Source organism: Rhodopirellula islandica (assembly GCF_001027925.1).
In the GTDB taxonomy this organism is placed as follows: Bacteria; Planctomycetota; Planctomycetia; order Pirellulales; family Pirellulaceae; genus Rhodopirellula; species Rhodopirellula islandica.
In genome coordinates this window covers 77818-100553 of sequence record NZ_LECT01000043.1, presented here as the reverse complement: position 1 = coordinate 100553, position 22736 = coordinate 77818, and the positions used below count along the sequence as shown (strand labels likewise).

At 57.1% G+C, this 22736-nt stretch carries 14 protein-coding genes; 11 read left to right on the top strand and 3 right to left on the bottom strand.

Going from position 1 to position 22736, the window contains the following annotated elements:
• Positions 1-261: 261 nt before the first annotated feature.
• The 5 genes from RISK_RS20655 to RISK_RS20635 all read left to right on the top strand — a co-directional run bounded on the left by RISK_RS20655 (position 262) and on the right by RISK_RS20635 (position 8260).
• Positions 262-3351 (top strand): PSD1 and planctomycete cytochrome C domain-containing protein, encoded by a 3090-nt coding sequence (locus tag RISK_RS20655; protein WP_236696521.1) that lies wholly within the window; start codon positions 262-264, stop codon positions 3349-3351.
• Positions 3352-3414: 63 nt separating this feature from the next.
• Positions 3415-4848: a DUF1501 domain-containing protein gene (locus tag RISK_RS20650; protein ID WP_047816217.1), complete on the top strand. Its 1434-nt coding sequence runs from the start codon at positions 3415-3417 to the stop codon at positions 4846-4848.
• Between the two features lie 497 nt (positions 4849-5345).
• Positions 5346-6494 (top strand): fasciclin domain-containing protein, encoded by a 1149-nt coding sequence (locus RISK_RS20645; protein WP_047816216.1) that lies wholly within the window; start codon positions 5346-5348, stop codon positions 6492-6494.
• A 228-nt stretch (positions 6495-6722) separates the two neighbouring features.
• On the top strand, positions 6723-7319 hold the full coding sequence (locus RISK_RS20640) for an RNA polymerase sigma factor (RefSeq protein ID WP_047816215.1): 597 nt from the start codon (positions 6723-6725) through the stop codon (positions 7317-7319).
• Positions 7316-8260, top strand: coding sequence for an anti-sigma factor (locus RISK_RS20635; RefSeq protein WP_053061251.1), 945 nt, complete (start codon positions 7316-7318; stop codon positions 8258-8260). The genes RISK_RS20640 and RISK_RS20635 overlap by 4 nt, the downstream gene beginning before the upstream one ends.
• Positions 8261-8787: 527 nt before the next feature.
• On the opposite strand, the gene RISK_RS20630 is transcribed toward RISK_RS20635, so the two are convergent.
• Entirely contained in the window at positions 8788-10335 is a 1548-nt protein-coding gene (locus RISK_RS20630; protein ID WP_236696520.1) for a sulfatase family protein, read from the bottom strand.
• 356 nt (positions 10336-10691) lie between these two features.
• On the opposite strand from RISK_RS20630, the gene RISK_RS28705 reads away from it, so the two are divergent.
• The 5 genes from RISK_RS28705 to RISK_RS20605 all read left to right on the top strand — a co-directional run bounded on the left by RISK_RS28705 (position 10692) and on the right by RISK_RS20605 (position 16739).
• Positions 10692-12641, top strand: a complete 1950-nt coding sequence (locus RISK_RS28705) for a substrate-binding domain-containing protein (protein WP_063838446.1) — start codon at positions 10692-10694, stop codon at positions 12639-12641.
• A 702-nt stretch (positions 12642-13343) separates the two neighbouring features.
• The gene (locus tag RISK_RS20620; protein WP_047816214.1) at positions 13344-13778 is read left to right on the top strand and encodes a hypothetical protein; all 435 of its coding nucleotides are present in this window, start codon (positions 13344-13346) and stop codon (positions 13776-13778) included.
• 65 nt (positions 13779-13843) lie between these two features.
• The gene (locus RISK_RS20615; RefSeq protein ID WP_053061258.1) at positions 13844-15073 is read left to right on the top strand and encodes a glucuronyl esterase domain-containing protein; all 1230 of its coding nucleotides are present in this window, start codon (positions 13844-13846) and stop codon (positions 15071-15073) included.
• A 353-nt stretch (positions 15074-15426) separates the two neighbouring features.
• Positions 15427-16242, top strand: coding sequence for a family 16 glycosylhydrolase (locus RISK_RS20610; protein WP_236696519.1), 816 nt, complete (start codon positions 15427-15429; stop codon positions 16240-16242).
• A 41-nt stretch (positions 16243-16283) separates the two neighbouring features.
• A complete protein-coding gene (locus RISK_RS20605) occupies positions 16284-16739 on the top strand; it encodes a hypothetical protein (RefSeq protein ID WP_236696518.1) in 456 nt (151 codons plus the stop codon).
• Here the strand turns inward: RISK_RS20605 and RISK_RS20600 are convergent.
• Together RISK_RS20600 and RISK_RS20595 are read right to left on the bottom strand one after the other, a co-directional pair.
• Positions 16703-18223, bottom strand: coding sequence for a sulfatase (locus RISK_RS20600; protein WP_047816212.1), 1521 nt, complete (start codon positions 18221-18223; stop codon positions 16703-16705). The two genes, RISK_RS20605 and RISK_RS20600, sit on opposite strands and share 37 nt — an antisense overlap.
• 166 nt (positions 18224-18389) lie before the next feature.
• Positions 18390-19379, bottom strand: coding sequence for a rhomboid family intramembrane serine protease (locus RISK_RS20595; RefSeq protein ID WP_047816211.1), 990 nt, complete (start codon positions 19377-19379; stop codon positions 18390-18392).
• Between the two features lie 26 nt (positions 19380-19405).
• On the opposite strand from RISK_RS20595, the gene RISK_RS20590 reads away from it, so the two are divergent.
• Complete coding sequence (locus RISK_RS20590) at positions 19406-22687, top strand: PVC-type heme-binding CxxCH protein (protein ID WP_047816306.1); 3282 nt, start codon at positions 19406-19408, stop codon at positions 22685-22687.
• Positions 22688-22736: the final 49 nt, after the last annotated feature.

The window sequence follows — 22736 nt, the reverse complement described above, 5'->3', positions numbered from 1 at the left end:
ACGCCGTATCGCTGACTCCACAGTTGTCTCCGTTTTGCGTTGTTTGATCGTTCCCTGCCCTGTCACACCCATTGCATGAGTGAACTCATCGTCCCTGATCGCAGATGCCCGAACCAGTCGCCTGTGTCCCGGCAACCATCGTCACGCGAGATTCAAATGTCCGGTGCAGTGAAGGGCATGCGGGCAAAAAACAAAAGTCCATTGACTTGCCGATTCAGAACTCTTTGCGGGGCGCTCGTCGTTCTGTTGTCACTTGGATCGATGGATGCGTCCGTCGCTCCGGCCGACGAGGTTTCGTTTTCGCGTGACGTTCTGCCGGTTCTGTCGGATCGCTGCTTTCATTGCCATGGACCTGATGAAGGCAATCGCGAAGCGGACTTAAGATTGGACCTTGAATCGGCCGCCAAGGAAGACCGCGGTGGCTACGCGGCGGTGCAGGCCGGCGATCTCGACAACAGTGAGCTTTGGAATCGGATCGTTTCGGATGACGAAGACGCGGTCATGCCGCCGACGGATTCGCATCGGAAACCGCTCAGCGACAAGGAACGCGAGGCGATCCGGCAATGGATTCTGGATGGTGCCAAATGGGGAAAGCACTGGTCGTTCGAAAAGCTGACCCGGCCCAGCGTTCCTGACACGGCACCGCATCCGATCGACGCGTTTGTGGTCGAGAAACTCGCAGAGAACGGTCTGACGCTCAGTCCACTCGCGCCGCCAGTCACACAGTTGCGGCGTTTCGCGTTTGACTTGACGGGCATGTCACCGACGCCGGCGCAAATCGCGGAATTGCCCGAGGACATCGATGCGGCGTGGATGGATGCTCAATGGCCCCGGTTCGTGGATCAGTTTCTCGAATCGCCGCATCATGCCGAACGCATGGCGATGTGGTGGCTCGACGCCGCTCGCTATTCCGATTCCGACGGCTTTCAACAAGATGGGACTCGCGAAAATTGGCCTTGGCGGGATTGGGTGATCGAACAATTCGACAAGAACCGACCGTTTGACGAATTCACGATCGAACAATTCGCTGGCGACCTGTTGCCGGATGCAACCGCCGAACAAAAATTGGCGACGTGTTTTCATCGCAATCACATGACGAACGGCGAAGGCGGCCGCGACCCCGAAGAATCTCGCATCGACTACGTCATCGACCGAGTCAACACGACCGGCACGGTTTGGTTGGGGCTGACGCTCGGCTGCGTGCAGTGCCACACGCACAAATTTGATCCCATCACGCATCACGATTACTACTCGTTGGCGGCCTACTTCAATAGCATCGACGAGGATGGGCGAGCGGGGATGAAAGCAACGCCCTATCTCGATTTCGAATCCCCCAACGTTGATTCTCAAGTCCACGAATTCGCGACGTTTGTCACGCAGTGCGAAGAAGCCGAAGTCGCTGAGAAACAGTGTGCGGTGGAACGTTTCGAAAAATGGTTGTCAGAGTTCCGAAGCAATCCACGCTCCGAACATTCGGTTTGGCACACGCCGCCGCCGAAACTGAACAGCAGCGAGGGAACCGAGTTCGAACTCGAAGCCGATGCAATCGTGCAAACGCAGGGGCCAACGCCGGTTCAAGACGACTACCGAGTGGTCATGCAAATCCCCAGTGGCATGCCTCGTGTCACCGGGATCCGAATCGAAGTGTTTCCTCATCCGTCGCATGTGGACGGACGTTTTGCACGAGACGGCAACGGTGAGTTCACACTGACCAGCGTCCTCGCCATGGGCCGCCGCGAAGGCAGTCCCTCCGAGAGCCAACTGGATCTGTCTCAGGCAATCGCCGACTACGAAGCCGACAAAAAACGCGAAACCGACTGGGACAGCAAGTACGGCGGCATTCGCGAAACACTCAACGATGACGCTCGCGACGGTTGGACAACCGACGGTGCCGAAACCATTTCACAACACGTCGGTGTCTACGAACTGGATCAACCTTGGCAAGTCGAACCCGGGGACCAATTCGTCGTGTTGCTGCGTCATCGATCCACCCATGGGCACGCCAATATCGGCCGGTTCCGAATTTCCCTGTCATCGGAACAAGGCGAAACGGTTCGGCGGGTCGACGGCGGGTCTCCGATCTCAGAACTTGTTGAGCGTCTGAACTCCAACGAGCAAACAACTGACGCCCCGGTCGACGAGAAACTCCGCCAGCGTCTGCTTGACCAGTTTCTGTTGGGCGATGACGAATACCAGTTCGCATCCAATCGTTTGAAACGAGCACGGAAACAACTTGCAGATCTAAAGAAACAGTCCGAACCGCGAAAAGTCATGGTGTTGAAGGAACGCGAAAAACCGCGAGACACTCACGTGCTGTTGCGTGGCGTCTGGGATGCCAAGGGCGATGTGGTCCAGCCCGCGGTCCTGCCCAGTGTGTTGGATTGGCCAGCCGAAAAGGCTCGCACGCGGTTGGACCTGGCGAACTGGATCGTCGATCCCGAAAACCCGCTCACGGCTCGTGTTGCCGCCAACCACATGTGGCAACTGATGTTCGGTGCTGGGTTGGTTCGAACCCCCGACGACTTCGGCTTGCAAGGTGAACTGCCAACGCACCCCAAATTGCTGGATTGGTTGGCGGTCGAGCTGATGGAAAACGATTGGGACCTGAGGCACATCCTGCGGCTGATCGCGACCAGCCAGACGTATCGGCAGAGCAGTGTGGCAACGGCCGAGCTGTTAGAACGGGATCCCGAAAACCGATTGCTGGCCAGAGCCCCTCGGTTCCGTTTGCCTGCCTGGATGATCCGTGACAACGCCCTTCGGGTGTCTGGATTGCTGGATCCCACCGTCGGTGGACCGCCCGTTTATCCCTACCAACCGCCGGGCGTGTGGGCGGAGATCACCATGGGCCGGTTCGACTATCAACCCAGTCTCGGGGATCGGCAGTACCGACGCACTTTGTATGCATTTTGGCGTCGCAGCAGTGCCCCCACGTTTCTGTTTGACAGTGCCCAACGCCGTGTTTGCGAAGTCGGCGTTCGCCGCACCAACACGCCGCTGCATGCACTGACGCTGATGAACGACACAACCATGTTGGAATCATCTCGGTCCATTGCCGATGCGATCGTTGGCCAGGCGGAGTCGTCCCAGAAAACAACCTGGGAATCCAACGCGAATGAGCTGGCGAGTCGTGTTCTATCGCGAAAACTCAGCACGCAGGAATTGGCCGCGTTGCAATCCGTCTGGACCCGCGTGAATGAGCACTACGCAGACCATCTTGAAGACGCGATGGAGTTTTGTACGGTTGGGCAAACCGAGCCGCCTGGCGAAGGCGTGGCTGCCGAAACCGCGGCCTGGCAGACCACCGCCAGCCTGATTTTGAATTTGGATGAAGCCATGACACGTGAATGAGTCGCTTCGCCGGCCCGCCTCCACACAAACCACCAGCCTCGTCCCCACAACTCTCCGATTCCTATGAACCCTCATGAAATTCAACAACAGCTCGGACGACGCAGTTTCCTCCACCAGGCCGGGTTCAATTTTGGTGCGTTGGCGGCAGGGGCCATGCTGGGCGATGAGTTGGCCGCTGCGGAACTGAAATCCAGCCTGCCGCACTTTGCACCGAAAGCCAAGCGAGTCATCTTCCTGACCCAATCCGGCGGCCCCTCACAGATCGAACTGTTCGATCACAAACCCAATCTGCCCAAGCTGGCCGGTACGGAACTGCCCGACAGTGTTCGTCAGGGACAACGCCTGACCGGGATGACCAAGAACCAAAAGCAATTGATTCTTCCGGCGATCACCAAATTTCATCGCCACGGTGAATGCGGGCGATTGATCGGCGAGTGGTTGCCGCACATCGGATCCATTTCTGATGAACTTTGCTTTGTCAAATCCATGGTCACCGACGAGATCAATCACGCGCCCGCGATGACCAAGTTTCTAACCGGCCACCAGCTGCCAGGACGTCCCAGTTTTGGTGCCTGGGCCAGTTACGGGCTGGGCAGCATGAACAAAAATCTGCCCGATTACGTGGTGCTGATTTCGAAAATGAAGCGTCCCAGCGACCAACCGCTGTACGACCACTACTGGGGCAGTGGCTTTTTGCCGTCCAAACATCAGGGCGTCAAGCTGCGCAGCGCAAAGGATCCCGTCCTGTACCTGAACGATCCGGATGGTTTCCCGCGAGAACTGCGGCGTGAAATGCTGGACGGGTTGGCGTCAATGAATCGATCGCATCACCAGCAGACCTTGGATCCTGAAATCGAAACCCGGATTTCACAATACGAAATGGCGTTCCGGATGCAAACCAGCATCCCAGATCTGACGGATCTGAGTGATGAATCCGACGCAACCTTCGAACTGTACGGTCCCGATTCGCGTCGGCCCGGCAGCTACGCCGCCAACTGCATTCTGGCGCGTCGTTTGGCCGAGCGTGATGTGCGGTTCATCCAATTGTTTCACCCCGATTGGGATCATCACTCGCGGCTCAGTTCTTGGTGCGTTTCGCGCTGCGTTGACACGGATCAACCGAGTGCCGCGTTGGTCAAAGATTTGAAGCAGCGCGGTTTGCTCGACGAAACGTTGATTATTTGGGGTGGTGAATTTGGACGCGGAGTCGCGGGGCAAGGCAAATGGGATTCACCCGAAGCCGGTCGCGATCACCATCCTCGCTGCTTCACGATTTGGATGGCGGGTGCCGGCATCAAACCTGGGACGTCTCACGGGCAAACCGATGACTTCAGCTACAACGTCGTCGAAAATCCGGTTCATGTACGCGACTTGCACGCCACTGCACTGCATGTGTTGGGCATCGACCATGAGCGTTTCACCCACCGCTACCAAGGCCTCGATTTTAAATTGACCGGCGTGGAACCCTCCCAGGTCGTGCACGACCTCTTGGCTTGATTCGGTCGTCCGGGCGTGGGCAATCCGCGCCGCTTCCCATGCTCGGCCCCCTCCCTCGCGTACGCCTGAACGGCGTCGCTCGACCTCCCCCCAAACTTCGTTTCGGGAGAGGTTCTCAAATGCTGAAACCCGCTCAAACGCGGCCTCGATAAACTGCACAACCTCCTTCGTCGGGCGGGGGGCTCATGACGCTGCTGGCCCAGCACCTGAAAACGGCATGGTCTCTGCGATCAGGTGGGGGAATTCAAACTTCCGAGCACGCCGTTTGCAATTTGTCGATCCTCGGAGCGGGGCGACTGCTCGCTTCGCAGGCCGGCATCAACCAAGTCTCGTGCGAGATTGGTGCGGTTTCCCTTGTTTGAACGTGGCGATCGGAGAAATTTCATTTGTTTGAAATCTTTCTGCATCCAAAGCCTGCCTGGCTGCGAACTCTCAAACAACCACGCAGAAGAGACGTGGTTTTGGAAATTCAAAACATTCGTTTGAGAGACAGAAAGATGAAAAAGACACTGACCAGTTTGTTCGCCGTGGCTCTCATTGGCATGAGTGCCGCATCAGCAACTGCCGCCGACATTGTTGATACCGCAGTTGGTGCGGGCAAGTTCAAGACACTTGCGGCTGCACTCGGTGCTGCTGACCTGGTCGACACTCTAAAGGGTGACGGTCCATTCACCGTCTTTGCACCGACGGACGCGGCTTTCGAGAAGCTGCCAGCCGGCACGGTGGAGACATTGCTCAAGCCTGAAAACAAAGGCAAATTGGCTGGCGTCCTGACGTACCACGTCGTCGCGGGCAAAGTGATGGCGGAACAAGTGGTCGGCTTGAAGGGTGCCCAGACCGTCAACGGCCAACGAGTCGACATCAAGGTGGATGGTTCCAGCGTCATGGTCGATGGTGCCAACGTTGTGACCACGGACATCGTTTGCGACAACGGCGTGATCCACATCATCGACAGCGTGATTTTGCCAGCCGACAAGACCATTCCAGAGACTGCGGATGCGGCAGGTAGTTTCAAGACGTTGCTTGCTGCAGCGAAGGCTGCTGGACTGGCCGAAGTGCTCGGCAGCGAAGGCCCCTTCACTGTCTTCGCACCGACGGACGAAGCATTCGCGAAGTTGCCCGAAGGGACGGTTGCGTCTTTGTTGAAGCCAGAGAACAAGGAGAAGTTGGTCGCCATCTTGAAGTACCACGTTGTCGCGGGCCGCGTGTACTCGGAAGACGCTGTCGCAGCGAAGTCTGCCAAAACACTTCAAGGATCGCCAGTTGCTATCAAAGTGACTGACGGTGGTGCCATGATCAACGACTCAAAGGTGGTTGCGACCGATGTGGACGCTTCGAACGGCGTCATCCACATCATCGATGCGGTACTGCTTCCACCAGAGAATGCTGTCGACGCTCGTCGAGTGATTGAGAACACGGTCGCTCAAGGTGCTCATTTGTTCAACGCCGGCCACCACGCTGCATGTGCAGACTTGTACCACAACACGATGACCGAGCTGATGTCTGCAAACCTTGGCGACTCGCTGAACAGTCACATGTCGACTGTCTTGACGAGTGCCAACCACACCACCTGTCCGACCCAGCGTGCTTGGACATTGCGAACCGGCATCGACCAGATGTACGGTCAGATTGTGGCCAACCGCTAAGCTGCGAGCATCGATTTCTGCTTCGTCGTCGACCCAAATCGAACGAGCGAGTTTCATTCACATTGAAGCTCGCTTGTCCGTTGCGCGGCAGAGCAGCCAGGGTATACTGCACGGGCCGTGACGAACGAGGGGATTCAAATGTTTGGCCCCATGGTGTTGTGTGAGCCAGCGTTCATGCTGGTGGAACACTTGTTAACAAGACCTGAATTCAACTGAGCGAAGGCGGACTTGAGCAACTCAATTTTAGAGCGAATCGCTGCGGGAGAGCATTCTGCAGTCGGAGATTGCCTGGACCAATATGGGCGTCTCGTCTGGTCACTTGCCCGGCGATTGGCACCCACGGCCGAAGACGCGGAGGATGCGGTCCAGGAAGCGTTTGTTTCCATCTGGCAAAACGCGGCTCGGTTTGATTCCGAAAAGTCCACCGAGGTCACATTCATTGCCATGATCGCTCGACGCAGAATCATTGACCGAATGCGTCGTGGCATTCGTCCGACTGAGTGCGAGGTTGGTGGCGGTGATTTACTCGTCAATGAACAGGCGGATGAATCCGCAACGGCAGGCAGCCGCGCAGCGGAGCTGGCAGACGAGGCCCGTAAAGCGGACAGTTGTTTGAGGAAGTTATCCGTTGAACAGCAGAAGGTGATTGATTTGTCGATTCATCGAGGGCTGTCGCACGGAAGAATCTCCGAAGTCATCGGCATGCCGCTGGGGACGGTCAAGTCAAACGCGAGGCGAGCGTTGCTCAGTCTGAAAGAATGCATGAATCGACAAGGTCGCAGCCCGATTGTTGCGGCTGCTGATCAAAGCGGGGGTGGGCTATGAGTGAGCGACCAGACGACTTCCAGCCGACCAACGATCCAGGGGATCCCGGCAGCGACGCTTCCAACAACGACTTGCGTTTACCGCGTCGTGCGCAGGAGCTCTTGGCGGGGAAAGTCCTTGGTGATCTGTCTGATCAAGAGCACGACGAAGTTTCGAACTGGCAGGAGACCGAGGCCGATTTGGCGACGTTCTTCGAGCTGGAGAAAACGGCGGCCGCGGTGGATATGGCTTTGTCCTTTCGGCGGTCTCAAGATTCCGACACCAGCCCGGATGCGGAACTGCCCGCCGGCTTACGCGAGAAGATCCAAGCTGACGCAGGACGCGTTCTCGCGGAGGTTTCTGCAACAGGAATCGGAAGCGAGCAACGGACGGACGATTCGGTGGACAACGCGGTCACGCCTGCCCCGTTGGAAATGGTCCAGCCTCGAAAGCGAACCGGTATGAGACCCCGCGAAGCTGCCGCTTGGCTGGCGTTCGCTGCCTCCGCCTTGTTGGCGTTGGGGCTGTGGCGCGGGAGTGAGTGGGATGGTCTTGGCAATTCCGAGACGACCGCCGCGGCGGAGCGTTTGTTGCTGTTGAACGAAGCGGAGGATGTGGTCCAAGTTGCGTGGGGCGATGGCAAGCATCCGTTCCAAACGGAAGTGAAGGGGGACGTTGTGTGGAGCAACGAATCCCAAAACGGTTACATGCGTTTTGTCGGGATGCCCGTGAACGATGTGACGGTGGAGCAGTATCAGTTGTGGATCATTGACCCCGCGCGGGATGACGAACCGATCGACGGTGGCGTCTTCGACATTGATTCGACCGGGGAGGTTGTGGTTCCGATCACAGCGAAATTGAAAGTCCTGGATCCGGTCGCTTTCGCGATCACGGTTGAAAAGCCGGGCGGGGTGGTCGTGTCATCGCAAGAGAATTTGCCACTGTTGGCTTCGGTCCAGTAGTGCCGGTCAACGCATCGATCCGGCCGAGGTGATCGTGTTGGGGCATTCAAAGCCGGCGCATTCAACCGCGGAGCGGTGACAGTTGCCAGCCTCGGGTTTCAACCCGAGGTTAGAGAGGCGTCACCCGCAACGGACAAGCCGCGGAGCGGCGACAGTTGTTCGGAACGTGTTCCCGGCTGTCGTCGCTCCGCGACTTGGCAGGCGTGTTGGGGTGTCGGGGACCTTGGGTTGAAACCCAAGGCTGACGGATTTCGTCGCTCCGCGACTGGTTCAACCGCGGAGCGGTGACAGTTGGTAGCCTCGGGTTTCAACCCGAGGTTAAAGAGGCGTCACCCGCAACGGCCAAGCCGCGGAGCGGCGACAGTTGTTCGAAACGCGTTCCCGGCTGTCGTCGCTCCGCGAATTGGTGAACACGCTGGGCGTTGGGGACCTTGGGTTAAAACCCAAGGCTGACGGATTTCGTCGCTCCGCGACTGTGGTGCGGAGACGCCGCATGCGGGAACCGCGGGGCGGTGACAATTGCTGGCTCACTTGCGTGCTTGCACTTTTGCTTCCATCTTTCGCAGCTTTGCGTCGAGCTCTTGGATCGCGGGCTGCGCTTCTGGTTCGCGGATCAGGTTGTGGTGTTCCCCAGGATCGGACTGCAAATCATAGAACTCGTCGCGTCCTTCATTGTGTCGATCGCGAACGAGTTTGTATCGCGGGGTGCGGTAACCTCTCAGGGACGCGGTCGTGTAGCGGATCATGTCGTACTCGGTGTACAGTTCCTGTTCCCAGTTCGGGGGCGATTCACCTTTCAACAGCGGTGTCAGGTCTCGGCCCATCAAACCTTCCGTTGCGGACGCATCACCCGCGACGGCGCACAGCGTCGGGAACCAATCCAAATGAGACGCGGTGTGCTCAATCACGGCGGAAGGTTTCACCACGCCGGGCCATCTCACGATCGCCGGCACACGCAGTGAATGGTCGTAAAGATTGGGGCGATACTTGTCTGAGATCACGCGAGTGCCTTGGTTCATTTCGCCTGGCGGCTTTTGTTTCGTCGCCCAGATCCCATTGCCTTTGTGCCAGATGCCATTGTGGCCCATGTTGAATCCGTGATCCGACGTGAAGATCACAATCGTGTTGGAACTCAAGCCTCGGTCGTCGAGCGTTCGCAGCAATCGCCCGAGGTTGCGGTCCACGCCGGTCGTGCTGGCCAGATACTCCTTCATCATTTTGCGAATTCTCTGCGAATCCAGGCCGGGGTACTCCGGGATAGTTGGATCCATCGTGTCATACGGTTCCCAGTCCTCCGGCGCGACTGGCAGCCAGCGCCCATGGGGAGCACGAGTTGACAGGCACAGAAAGAACGGACGGTCCGCGTTGTGTTCCACAAACTCGATGGCATGATCCGTCAGGATGTCCGTTGTCAGTCCCTCGAAAGTCTGGACTTTGCCGTCGAGTTCCAGTTCCGGGTTGTCCGGTGACGTCCCGCCTCCCGTCAGCCCCATGAACGAATCGAACCCATGCTGGGTCGGGTGTTTGTCGCGATCCTCCGGTGCCATCCAGTCGCCGAGATGCCACTTGCCGACCAAACCGGTGCGATAGCCCTGACGTTGGAGCACTTCTGCGAAGGTGACGGTCGTGTTGGGATCCAGATAAATCGGAGCGTCGGGATCGTAGAGTTTGTGGCCCGGCTGCGGGATGAAGTCGGTGATCCCGAATTCACTGGCGTAGCGGCCTGTCATCAAGGTCGCACGAGCGGGACTGCACACTGGCGTCGTGCAGAAGAAATTCCGAAAGACGGCTCCTTCTGCCGCCAAGCGATCCATGTTCGGTGTCGAAGGAATCGGGACGTCATCAAACTGCCCGGAACGAACCGCTTCGGCGAACGCCCACGGGGCTTGGTCGTCCGTCAAGATCATCACCACGTTCGGCTTTGCGGCCGAGGACGCCCGTGTCTCAAGTGCGCCGTGAAGAGCAAACAAAGTCGCCCACGTGAGAGCCAACGATTTCCAGCGAATCAATCCAAGCATCATGGTCAAAGCAGCAATCAAAGAAGTGTCGGTGAATCGAGTTTTCGGCACCATCATATCCGCTCTCCATTTCTTGTGGAGGCAAGCGGCGCGTTAGGGAGTTGGTCCCCGACAGTGCGATTCCAGGGTTTGAACAGGTCAATCCGCCTGTCTTGTTTCCGCACAAAACGATTCGACGCCACACGTCAAAGTTCCGAAGAATTGCCTTCCAAATTCGTCGTGCGAAAAAAGCGTTTGGATGAGCGTGTTCGAAATGAGGTCTCGCCTGGTCCGTTTCCTCAATCGAAAAATGAAGTTTGGGCGAAGGTTGGTGGGGCCCGGGGGTTTTTGAGTTTCCGAGCAAATGGGGGCTCAATATGCTACCCCGCCAGAAGTTGAACTGTTGATCACTCCCCGCTCTTTTTCGATTCCACATGACCGAAACCTTTGCGATCGTTGGCTTTCTGTTGGCGGCCTATTACATCGTGGCGAACGATGCGATTCAGACGTTGGGCACGTTTCTGAGTTCCAATGCCAAGCGACCGTGGTGGTTGCTGTGGGCGTTCGCCTGTACCGTGCTGATGATCGTGTTCGTCTATGGCTGGATCTCCAATGACGGCGACGTGTCGTTCGGTCGTCTTTCGAAGTTCCCACAACCGGCCGGCGGGATCACTTGGTTGCATATCATTCCGCCGATCATCATTTTGTTTTTGACGCGATTCGGAGTCCCCGTCAGCACCACGTTTTTGGTCTTGGCTGTTTTCGCACCTGGCAACATGACATCCATGTTGACCAAGTCGATGCTGGGATACTTGGTGTCGTTCTTCGTCGCCATCGGTGTTTATGTGCTGATCGCGAAGACGTTTGAAAAGAAAATCGCTGACTCCAAAGACAAACCCGCCGCGAAGCCTTGGTATATGCTTCAGTGGGTGTCGACGGCGTTCCTGTGGAGCCAGTGGTTGATGCATGACTTGGCAAACATCTTTGTGTATTTGCCGCGAAAATTGGACGCACCATATTTCTTCTTTGCCGCCATCGTGATGCTCGGCTTGCACGCGTTCATTTTTTCGCGTCGCGGCGGTGAAATCCAGCAGATCGTGACCAGCAAAACCAACACCGGGGACATTCGATCCGCCACCGTGGTTGATTTCATCTATGGTTTCATCCTGGTGATCTTCAAGGAATACAGCAACATGCCGATGAGCACGACGTGGGTGTTCTTGGGATTGTTGGCCGGCCGCGAAACGGCAATCTCATTGTTGTTGAAGGCTCCGCCATTGAAGGAGACAACAGGCATCATTTTTCGGGACGCTGGCAAGGCAACGATCGGTTTGGCGGTCAGTGCGATGTTGGCGCTTGGGTTGCCGATTTTGGCGAGCAGCATCAACGGAACGGCAACCGCATCGTCCGAGCCCAAGGCGACTGTTTCGGCGCCCAGCGGCGAAGGGTTGGCTGGTCTCGCTTCGTTTGAACCGGTGGAGGTTCCTGCGGGAACACTTCGGATCGCCGGATCCGACACGCTCCGTCCGGTGGCGTTGGGATGGATTGAAGAATTCAGTCGATTCACACCAACGGTGTCCATGGAACTGGAATCGAAGGGAACCGTTTCGGCAATTCCTGCATTGATCGCCGGTGAAGCTGAAATTGGTTTGATGAGTCGGGCGCCAACCCGTGATGAATTGGCAGCGTTTCGGAAACAGTTTCAAACACCGCCGGTCGTCGTTCAGGTTGGACTGGATGCTTTGGCGGTTTACGTGCACCAGGACAACCCGTTGCGTGGGCTGACGCTTGCGGAAGTCGCCAGCATCTTTGGCCCGCAAAAAGCAGGACGCGAATTGACGTGGGGCAAGTTTGTTTTGCCTCCGTTCCCCGATGAGCCGATTTCGGTTTACGGACGAAATGAGCTGTCGGGAACGCGAGACTTTTTCGTCGATGTTGTCCTCGACGGCGGCGAGTTTCGTCGTGACTACCAACCCCAAGAGGACTCGGTCGCAGTCGTGGATGAGGTAGGTGGTTCGTTGGCCGCGATTGGCTACGCGGGATTGGACTTTTCGGTGGATTCGGTTCGCCCCATCGCAATCGCACAGAACGACGACGAACCGTATCGCCAATTCTTCAACGAGCGACACGCGAACGACCCGTCTTTGCAACGCCGTTTCAAACCGGTTTATTCGGGGCAGTATCCGTTGGCGAGACATTTGTACGCGGTCGCCTTCAAACCAGAAGGCAAACCGATGGACGAAGCGACCGCCACCTTCCTGCGATATGCGATCTCGAAGCAGGGGCAGATCGTGGTCATCAACACCGGGCTGATTCCGCTGGATCAATCGATGCACGAGCAACAATCCTTGAAGTTGACAGAAGGCTACCGACCGAGTTTCTGACCGCGCGGAACCATTTGCACTCTGCAATCGCATCTCTTCTGGGCCGTCGCGAAGAGACGACAAGCGCCAGAGTAGAACCGTTGTCCCCAACTGTTTCGTCGAGCAGCTTTCAACTGCCAAGCCAAGCCGAACCCAAGTCCACTTGGAATCGTTTGAGTCACGCCGCGATACAACACAGTGTCTCCGACGACGGCCCCGTCCGGGGCGAGATTCGGTTGTTCGTTATCATTCTCGGGGCTTCCGCCCCGAGCTAAGAACGGCGGCCCCGTCCGGGGCGATGGGAAGAGACGACAAATGCCAGAGTAGAACAGTTGTCCCCAACTGTTCCGTCGAGCAGTTCTCAACCGCCAAGCCACGCCGAACCTAAGTCCACTTGGAATCGTTTGAGTCACGCGACGCAACAACACAGTGTCTCCCACGACGGCCCCGTCCAGGGCGAGCTTCCGTTGTTCGTCATCGTTCTCGGGGCTTCCGACCCGAGCTAAGGACGGCGGCCCCTTCCGGGGCGATGGGAAGAAGCGACAAGCGCCAGAGTAGAACCGTTGTCCCCAACTGTTCCGTCGGGCAGCTTTCAACCACCAAGCCACGTCGAACCTAAGTCCACTTCCCATCCTTGTGCGTCGTAGGACGTTCGTCCTGTATGATCTGGGGGGACTCAATCTGCTTCTGTTCATCATCCTTCGCCAGTTCACTGAAAGACGAATGTTTCAATTCTCGATTCGCTCGCTCCTTTTTTGGACGCTGTTTGCGGCGTTGGCTTGTGTGTTTTGGCTGGAGGGTGTTTTGCCTGCGGTTTTGACCGTGCTGGCCTGGCTGCTTCATTTCTGTGCGATGTGCATTCTTCCAGTGGTCGCTTTTGAAGTGCATGGCGAGCGACGGCGGTTCTTTGTCGCTGCTTTTGTTTTTGATTTTGCTTTCTTACTCTTGAATCACCGACACTGGGATGACGACGCGTTTGGTGTGATCTCACTGTTTGCTTTGGCGGGGGCCTATGTCGCCGGCACCCTTTCGGCTGCGGCCTACTGTGCCATCGCGTTGCCAGGAGAACCGCGAGGCTATTGGCGGCCTCTGCACTTGGTGACTCGTGTTCTGATCTGGTGTTTGGGGACGAAACCAGACACCGAAGATGGGGTATGATTTGCGCAGGCACTGGGGCGATGGGTTGCCCAGAGGTTTTGGGAAATATTGAGGGAAAGGCAAAGATGTTCCGTGCGTTGACGATGTTGATTCTGGTGGCGGTCGGTTCAACGGTGGCGCTCGGGAAAGAGCCCGCGGATACCAACTATGATGAAGCGAAGGTGCCTGCCTACGATTTGCCGGATCCGTTGATTGACCACGCCGGGCAGTCGGTGGGGCGAGAGGAATGGATGATGCATCGGCGTGGGGAAGTGCTGCGGATGTTTGAAGAATCGGTGTATGGGAAGACGCCGAGTCAGGAATTGTCGGTGCGGTATGAGGTGATGGAGACGGATCCGAACGCTTTGGGTGGGCGTGCCACGCGAAAACAGGTGGCTGCATTCTTTGGGGAGGATGCGTACCGGATTGATATCTTGATTTATCTGCCGAACGCTCCGGAGGCTCCAGTCGCTGGGTTTGTCGGCTTGAATTTCAATGGGAATCAAACGATTCATTCTGACCCGGGAATTTTGGATCAAGGAACGGGGAAGGAACGTGGTTCTTCCGCCAGTCGTTGGCAAGTGGAAGAAATCATTGATCGAGGGTACGCGGTTGCCACGATTCATCGTGACCAGGTTGATCCTGACAATTATCGCAACGACTTCACGGACGGCATTCACCCGTTGTTCTACCGGGAGGGACAGACCAAACCGGAGCCGACGGAATGGGGCTCCATTGGTGCATGGGGTTGGGCGTTGTCGCGAGTTTTGGATCGCCTGGAAATGGAGCCACGCGTGGATGCGACGCGAATGGCGGTCGTGGGGCATTCGCGGTTGGGCAAAGCTGCCCTTTGGGCGGGGGCTCAAGACACTCGATTCGCGATGGTGATCAGCAATGATTCCGGCTGTGGTGGAGCGTCGCTCTACCGGCGTTGCTTTGGGGAACGGATTCATCACATGATCAAGCCGGTGGGATATTGGTTCTGCACCAATCACCATCAGTACCAGCATCGGGAAGACGCGTTGCCGGTGGACCAGCACATGCTGCTGGCCCTCGTCTCTCCTCGGCCGTTGTATGTTGCCAGTGCCACGAACGATCGTTGGGCGGATCCCAAGGGAGAATTCTTGGCGGCGAAACATGCCAGCCTGGTTTATGAACTGTTGGGACAACCTGCTTTGACACAGGAGGATTTCCCTGCACCTGGGCAACCGATTCACACGACCATCGGCTATCACTTGCGAGAAGGTGATCACGATATCACTGCGTACGATTGGGAACAGTATCTCAGGTTCGCGGATCAGCATTTGAGTCGTTAGAAAAACGGTCGGGAACGACTTCGATCATTCACGGAACCGGGGCTAACGCCCAAACGGCTCACATGAGAGGAACCGGGGCGAACGTCCAAACGGCCGACATGACAGATTGGAGCGTGACTCAATGAACAGTCCGGTTGCGTCACTCTGCTAAGACGGAGTGATTGACGAACGGTTCCCGCGTGGTATCAGCTTGTGCTGATCAAGCGTGTTTTTATCTTTCCTTTTTAGGTCGTTGCCCTGTCATGATGCGAATCTTCACCTTGGTTTTTTGGCTGCTTCTGCCGGTCGTTCCTGCCCTATCGCAATCTGAGCGGAATGCGAGGCCGCTGACTGCGAAGGCGAGCGAAAAATGGGTGATCAAGTGGAACCGTTCGGATGACTTCAAAGGCGAAGAGGTCGATTGGCGAAAGTGGAACAAGCGTCCCGAGAACTTTGGTGCCTGGACGTGGGACAACGATTCCAACGCCACCGTGGCCAACGGAGTGCTCACGCTGACGGTTCGGCGTGTTGATTCGAAAGAGGGGGCCACTGATGTGTTGCGGGACCAAAGTGGGAATCCCACCCCGTTCACATCCGGCATGCTGAAGTCGTATGCGGTTGGAACCTATGGGTATTACGAAGCAAGGATCAAGGGATCGTCGGTGTTTCCCGGAGTGTGCCCATCGTTCTGGCTGTACAGCAAGATTGATGATTCGATCGTATCAGCCGGCGAGGTTCGCTACAGCGAAATTGACATCGTGGAATTGTCTCAGCGGGGAGACCGAGTCGAGGGGAATCGACGGATCATGGATCACAACCTCCACGCGATCGTGTCGAATGGCAAGCCGGGAATCGCTGGGCGAGGGTGGCAACGACCGAATGATGAGCGCTTTCAAGACACCCAGGCAAACGAATACAAAGCACCATTCGATCCGGGAGAAGATTTTCACACGTACGGATGCCGTGTCGGGCGTGACGAGATCGTTTGGTATGTCGATGGCATCGAAGTGGGGCGCAAGAAAAATGTCCACTGGGATCGAGAGATGAACGTGGCAATTTCGCTTGGGCTGCGTGCACCGTTTGCGGTGTTTGCGGACAATCGTTTGCGGGCCAATGTTGCTCATCCAGCCACTGAACTTCCCACCACGATGGAAGTCGATTACGTGCGGGTTTGGGAATTCGAAGAGTGAGTGGTGATGTGCGTCCGGGGCTTTCGATTGAGGGTGAGGGAATGGATCTCGATCTGTCGAGACGAGGACAGTTTGCTTTGGTTCTGGCGACCGTGCGAAGGACGCAGTCACTTCCCGGAGGTCAAATTCGCGGTCTGCCGAATGGGCGTGTGGTCAGCGGTTTGACGGGGTTTCATCTGTTCGCTTGCCGGCTTGCCGAAGCCGAGAAGGAGGATCAGCAGGGGCGGACACACCAATCGTTGGATCAGGTGAATCAACTGAGAAACGAGTTCAGCGTGACCGCCAGTCGATGGCAATCCTTGGTAGGCGGATTGTTGCAAAGCATCCGGTCAGGTCAGGACGTGAAGAACCTGGAACGTCTCAAGCGAATGAAAGCTGCCCAGGTAGAAATGGGGCGTTTGATCGACGCCGCTCAAAAGGCATTCAAAGACTTGATCGCGAATTTGAGCAATGCGGGGGCTCAATCCGACAAGCGGCCAGAAGAAGACGCGGGATGATTGGCGAGCTGTTTGGCATGCTTGCGAGCGATTTCAGGGTGTTGCTCAACGACGTTTTGGCTTTCGGTCGGGTCGGTGCGATGATCGTAGAGTTCTTCCGCGATGATTTGATCGTCCTGGATTGATCGCCACTGGGTGTATCGCCAATCTGGCGATCGAACGGAGTAGCCCCACGCGATCCACTTTTCGCGAGGTGCGTAAAACGGATGCTGGTGCTGGGTGAAGGCGGCGACCTTCAGCATTTGGTTTGGGGTCGTGAGCAGCGACGAGAGGTCGGATCCTTCCAAGTTCTCGGGGAGGTCGTCAGCGATGCCCGCGAGAGATGCAAGGGTGGGGTAGAGATCAACCAATTCGGTCAGGCAATTGGTTCGCTGGCCCGTCTGGTCGGTGCGTGGATCCGCGATGATCAGAGGAACTCTGGCGTCGAGCTCGAAGTTGCTGGTCTTGCCCCACAACGTTTTTTCGCCGATGTGGAATCCGTGGTCCGAAACGAAAGCGACAAGTGTGTTGTCTTGCTGGCCGCTTACTTTGAGTGCATCCAAGATCAGCCCAACTTGGGCATCGAGGAAGCTGATCGAAGCGTAGTACCCATGGCGAAGATGTCGTTTCAGTTCCGGTGACAACTCGGCTTGCTTGGGGACTCCATCGTACCCGTGAAGTTCCCGCGAAATGTGCATCGCGATGTCGGGGACATCGAGCGGTTTGGATTCGAGTTCGGGAGCGGTGATTTGCTCCGGATCGTAGAGGTCCCAGTACTTCTTTGGTGCAACGAAGGGCAAATGAGGACGCCAGAATCCGACGCCCAAGAAGAACGGGGCAGAGTCGCGGGGGTAGTCGCGAATCACGGACGCAGCCAGACGCGAGATCTGGCCATCGCGATAGGCGGTGTCGGGCACGTCGAGCGCTTCCGTCACCGGTGCCTTCTTGATCTTGCGAGCACGCAAGGCGACGGGTGTGTTGGAGTGCACGGTGTCGGCGGCATGCGTTCCTGCGTGGAAGGCTTCGTCCATCGACCATGATTGGCGGTCTTGGGTGTCGCCCATGTTGTGAAAGATCTTGCCAATGTCTTGGCAGAAGTAGCCATGGTTCTTGAAGTGTTGCGGCAGCGTGACCAGCGAGGCGCCGTTGGGAGCGGTCTCGCGAAAACTTTTGCGTAGGTCATCGACGCCCACTGTGTCAGGACGCAGTCCGGTCAAGAACGAGGATCGCGAGGGATTGCAGACGGCTTGTTGGCAGTAGGTTCGATCGAACACCAGCCCGCGTTCCGCGAGTGCATCCAGGTGGGGCGTGATCGCATTGGGGTCGCCATAGGGGCCGATCGCACAATTCAGGTCATCGGCGATGATCAGCAAGACGTTGGGGCGTTCTTCGCCGAGAGCTGGGCGGATGAAGAACAGTGCGAGGGCGAGTGCGCCGACCCGTTTGGCTGTTTCAGCGATGCGATTGGAAGCGAGTTTTTGGCGGAACGAAAGCAACCTGGTCACCTGGGCAATCGGGAGTCAAATGTGGGGCATGGGAGTTTGTCCACAAGTGTAGCTGAACCGTTTGGGAGACGTTGTCACCGATCAGTGGGCGATGGCAGTTCGACTGCCGGAGCAGCGCCGAAGCGGCTTGATCCGGCCTACCAGCGAAGATGGACGAATGAATTCGTCAGATGCTTTTGGGGGCCAGTGCGGCGATGGCCATCCCGGTCAGCAAACCACCGACGTGGGCACCGTTGGCGATGCCCTGAATCAGCGGCGTCATGCAGGCGAACATGAATCCGAGCATCAGGTAGACATTGAATGGCGGGATGCCAACCGGATAGGACGGGTGAAATTTTGGACGGATCCAAATGAATCCGAAGACCCCGAACACCGCTCCGGATGCTCCGATCGCCATGGGGCCTTCCAGCCAATCGGGCAGGACGACTTGAACGATCGTTCCGACGAGATGAGAAATCAGCAGCAGTCCCGCGATGAACAGCGAGCCGTGCAAACGTTCGACGACACTGCCCAGCGTGAACAGGGCCATCATGTTGAAGACCAGGTGCATGGGCGAACCGTGCAAGAATGCGGGGGTGATCAGTCGCCAGACCTCCCCCTTCTTGATTGATACCCACGGGTCATCTGTTTTTTTGTAGTCGACCTCCCCGGCCAGGGTCAGGCCGAAGAACAGCTTCTGTTCGAATGAAAAATAGTCGCCCTGTTCCCATCCTTCCATTGTCATTTGGTCGGGAAGGTTGCGAAGCGGTTTGGGCTGGGCAAAGTTGGTGGCGTAACTGATCACGCCACAAATCACGATCATGCCGATGACGACGGGGATGTTGCCGGACATGGCGGTTCGCCCTCCGAACGCCCCCGATGAACTCCGCAGCTTTTGCTGCGACTTCTTTTGCAATGCGAGCTTGCGCTGCTTTTCCGCCTCGTCTTCTTTGCGCAAGCGAGCGGCTTCGGCGGAAACGTTGAATTTGGCTGCACCGGGCGACTGTTTGAACTCTTCCATGGCTTCTCGGGCCGCCGCGACATCTTTCTCGTCGCGGATCCAGATATCATGGGAGTTTTCGTCGTGGTCGACTTTCGCAGGAATTCTCTGAGTCTGCAGGAAGTCGTTGAATTGGTCCGCCAATTTGGGATCGGAAAAATTGCCGATTCGCCGCATATCAATCTTTCTTGTTCGAAACGAAAATGACTTCCATGTTCTACGTTGATCTCGCGGAATTTGCACGGGTGGGGGCGCGACGCAGCGGGCTGCATCTTGCGTCGTCCTGTCGCCAAACACGCGGGCTGGCGTGGGGGATTGGCTTGCTGGCGAGCCTGGTCGTCAGTTCACCTGCCTTGGCCGATGAGTTTCCTGCGCCGATCAACACAGAACCTCTCGCAGAATTGGACGCCGATGGCAAGCTCGCAGGTCCACCCCTGCTGTCGCCTCAGGAGGCCGCTGACGCGATCGAGATGCCAGAGGGATTTTCGGCGACCATCTTCGCGAGCGAACCAGACGTCCAGAATCCGATCGATTTGGCGTGGGACCGGAAAGGGCAGCTGTGGGTCGCGGAGAACTACACGTATGGACAGCGTGGCGTGTCGTGGCGGGACGATCAACGCGATCGAGTTCTGGTCTTCAAGGATGAAAATCTGGACGGGGTCGCGGATTCACGATCCGTGTTTTTAGACTCGGTGCAGCATTTGACCAGCGTCGAGGTGGGGCGAGGCGGTGTGTGGTTGATGTGCCCGCCACAACTGTTGTTCGTGCCGGATGCGGATGCGAACTCGGTTCCAGATTCGGCTCCTCAAGTCATCTTGGACGGGTTCACGATTGCAGAGCAGAACTATCACAACTTGGCCAACGGGTTGCGTTTTGGACCGGATGGCTGGCTGTACGGGCGTTGTGGTGGATCGTGCACAGGGCGGATTGGAGTGCCGGGGACTCCTGATGGCGAGCGGACTGCGCTCGAGGGCGGCATCTGGCGGTACAACGTGGACACGCACCACTTCGAGGTCCTGTGTCACGGGACGACGAACCCCTGGGGACACGATTTCGATCGCAACGGCGAGTTGTTTTTCATCAACACCGTCAACGGACATCTGTGGCATGGCATTCACGGGGCTCATCTTCACCGACCGTTCACTTTGGACCCGAACCCGAACGCTTATGAGTTGATTGATCAGCACGCTGATCACTATCACTTCGACACCTCCGGAAAATGGCAGGACTCACGTGACGGGGCCGCCAATGACTACGGGGGCGGGCACGCTCACGTGGGCATGATGATCTATCAAGAGTCGACTTGGCCGAAGGAATACCAAGAAGACCTGTACACGCTGAATTTCCATGGACGTCGTGTGAATCGCGAACGATTGGAACCGCACGGAACGGGTTATGTCGGCAAGCACGAGAAGGACATGTTCCTGAGCGACGACGTTTGGTTCCGCGGGATGGAGCTGTCCGCGGGTCCGGATGGCAACGTGATTGTTTTGGATTGGGCGGACTTGGGCGAGTGCCATGAGCACTCGGGAGTTCACCGGTCGAGTGGCCGCGTTTTCCAAATTCGCTATGAAGCGGGAACTCCGGACGACGTGGCTGATCGGCTTGCAAAGCTGAACGAACCCGGAATCAACGTTGAGCAAACGATCGCATTTCAATTGGCGGGCGATCGTTGGTTTTCGCATCAGTCTCGATTGCAAATCGCGGAAGCCGTTGCCGGAGGTGCCGACGCCAGCGAACTGAACGCGGCGTTGTTGAAACAATTCAAAGATGTCGAGGGAACCAATCCGCAACAACGCTTGCGGATGTTATGGACGCTGAACGTTTCTGGCGGTTTGACTCGCAAGGTTTTGCTTGAAGGTGTCGCTGATCCGTCGCCGCACGTTCGCTCATGGTGCTTTCGCTTGATGACGCAACATTGGCCGATCGACGATGTGTTCGGGCCAACTTCGGCGAGTGTGGCAGCGGAGGAGAAGGTGTACGACGAGTACCGTGCTTATGCGAGCGATTTTCTGAAGCATGCGGAGGCCGATGTTGCTTCGGTGCGATTGACGCTCGCGTCGATTCTGCAGCGATTGCCGTTGGGGTTACGAAGTGAGTTGGCGGATTTCTTGACGGAGTTGGATTCTGGCATCGAGGACGCGGACGATCACAACCAGGGAATGATGATTTGGTACGGGTTGATGGCGTGCGCGGACGAGCACCCCGATGAGTTGCTCGTTGGCGGGGAGCAATGCCAAATTCCAACCACCACACGACTGATTTCGCGAGCGTTGGCCGAACGAGTCGACCAGCACCCGAAGGTGTTTGCGAGTTTAGTGACGTCGGTGACACGACGCCTGCGCGGCGATCATGATTTGGATGGCAAAGCCAACGTGGCGTGCGCGGATGCGTTCTTGGAAGGTGTGTCAGCTGGAATTGTGGGAGTGCGAAAGGCGGAGCGTCCGGAAGACTGGGGCGATTTCCAAGCGGTGTTGGCGGCTCATGAGGACTTGCAGACCAAACACGCGGAAACCCTTCGTAAGTTGAACACGTTGTTCGGCGAAGGCCAAAGCGTTGGTGAGATGGCGGCGGTCGCGGGCGATGGTGACGCGGATATTCTGGAGCGATTGGCCGCGGTTCGAGGGCTGATTGAAACCAGAGGGACGGACGATGCCATTCCCGATTCCTACATCGTTCGGTTGGCAATGCCTTTGATCAAGGATCCACGCGTCAACGCGAAATTGGCTCCCGCGTTGTCAACGATTGAGATGCCAGCGGTGGGAAGTTTGTTGCTTGACAACCTGAATCGGTTTCGAGCCCCGCGCCGTTCTGGCGTGGTGGGGTTGCTGTGTTCCCGAGCCGTTTTCGCGGACGTGTTGCTGACGGCGATTGAGCAGAAGAAGCGTCCCAAGGACATTTTGACGGCTTCTCACGTGCGGACGATTCTTTCGCTTGAGAACGATGAGTTGACCGAGCGAGTCGAGAATGTTTGGGGGCGAATCCGTGACACGCCTGACGATCGGAAGCAGGAGATCGAGCATTGGATGCAATCCTTGACACGCGAGCGGTTGGCCAAGGCGGATGCTTCGGCCGGGCGGGCCTTGTTTCAGTCCGCGTGTGCGAATTGCCATCAACTGTTTGGAACGGGCGGCAAGGTGGGGCCGGATTTGACAGGGGCTCAGCGGAGCGATCTTGGTTACTTGTTGCATAACATCATCGACCCGGACTCCGTCGTGGGGGCGGACTACCGAGCGACAAAAATCGTGACGGCCGATGGGCGATTGTTGGTGGGCTTGGTCACACAGCGGACCCGGCAGACCACCACGATTGTCGCCGCGGATCAGACCTGGGTGTTGGCAAACGACGACATTGATTTGGAGGCCGTGACCGAGCAATCACCCATGCCTAGCGGTTTGCTGCAACCGATGACGGAGCAGCAAGTGGTTGATTTAATCGGCTACCTGCAAAGTCCGACGCAGGTGGCGTTGCCGGACGAAAAGTAGGTTCCCGTCGTAGCGGAAGTCGTCAAGACTTTCGGTTTTCCCGCGATCG

Coding starts and splice junctions, on each gene's coding strand:
- RISK_RS20655 (WP_236696521.1), top strand. CDS start 262: ATGGATGCGTCCGTCGCTCCGGCCGACGAGGTTTCGTTTTCGCGTGAC.
- RISK_RS20650 (WP_047816217.1), top strand. CDS start 3,415: ATGAACCCTCATGAAATTCAACAACAGCTCGGACGACGCAGTTTCCTC.
- RISK_RS20645 (WP_047816216.1), top strand. CDS start 5,346: ATGAAAAAGACACTGACCAGTTTGTTCGCCGTGGCTCTCATTGGCATG.
- RISK_RS20635 (WP_053061251.1), top strand. CDS start 7,316: ATGAGTGAGCGACCAGACGACTTCCAGCCGACCAACGATCCAGGGGAT.
- RISK_RS20630 (WP_236696520.1), bottom strand. CDS start 10,335: ATGATGGTGCCGAAAACTCGATTCACCGACACTTCTTTGATTGCTGCT.
- RISK_RS28705 (WP_063838446.1), top strand. CDS start 10,692: ATGACCGAAACCTTTGCGATCGTTGGCTTTCTGTTGGCGGCCTATTAC.
- RISK_RS20620 (WP_047816214.1), top strand. CDS start 13,344: ATGTTTCAATTCTCGATTCGCTCGCTCCTTTTTTGGACGCTGTTTGCG.
- RISK_RS20615 (WP_053061258.1), top strand. CDS start 13,844: ATGTTCCGTGCGTTGACGATGTTGATTCTGGTGGCGGTCGGTTCAACG.
- RISK_RS20605 (WP_236696518.1), top strand. CDS start 16,284: ATGGATCTCGATCTGTCGAGACGAGGACAGTTTGCTTTGGTTCTGGCG.
- RISK_RS20595 (WP_047816211.1), bottom strand. CDS start 19,379: ATGCGGCGAATCGGCAATTTTTCCGATCCCAAATTGGCGGACCAATTC.
- RISK_RS20590 (WP_047816306.1), top strand. CDS start 19,406: ATGACTTCCATGTTCTACGTTGATCTCGCGGAATTTGCACGGGTGGGG.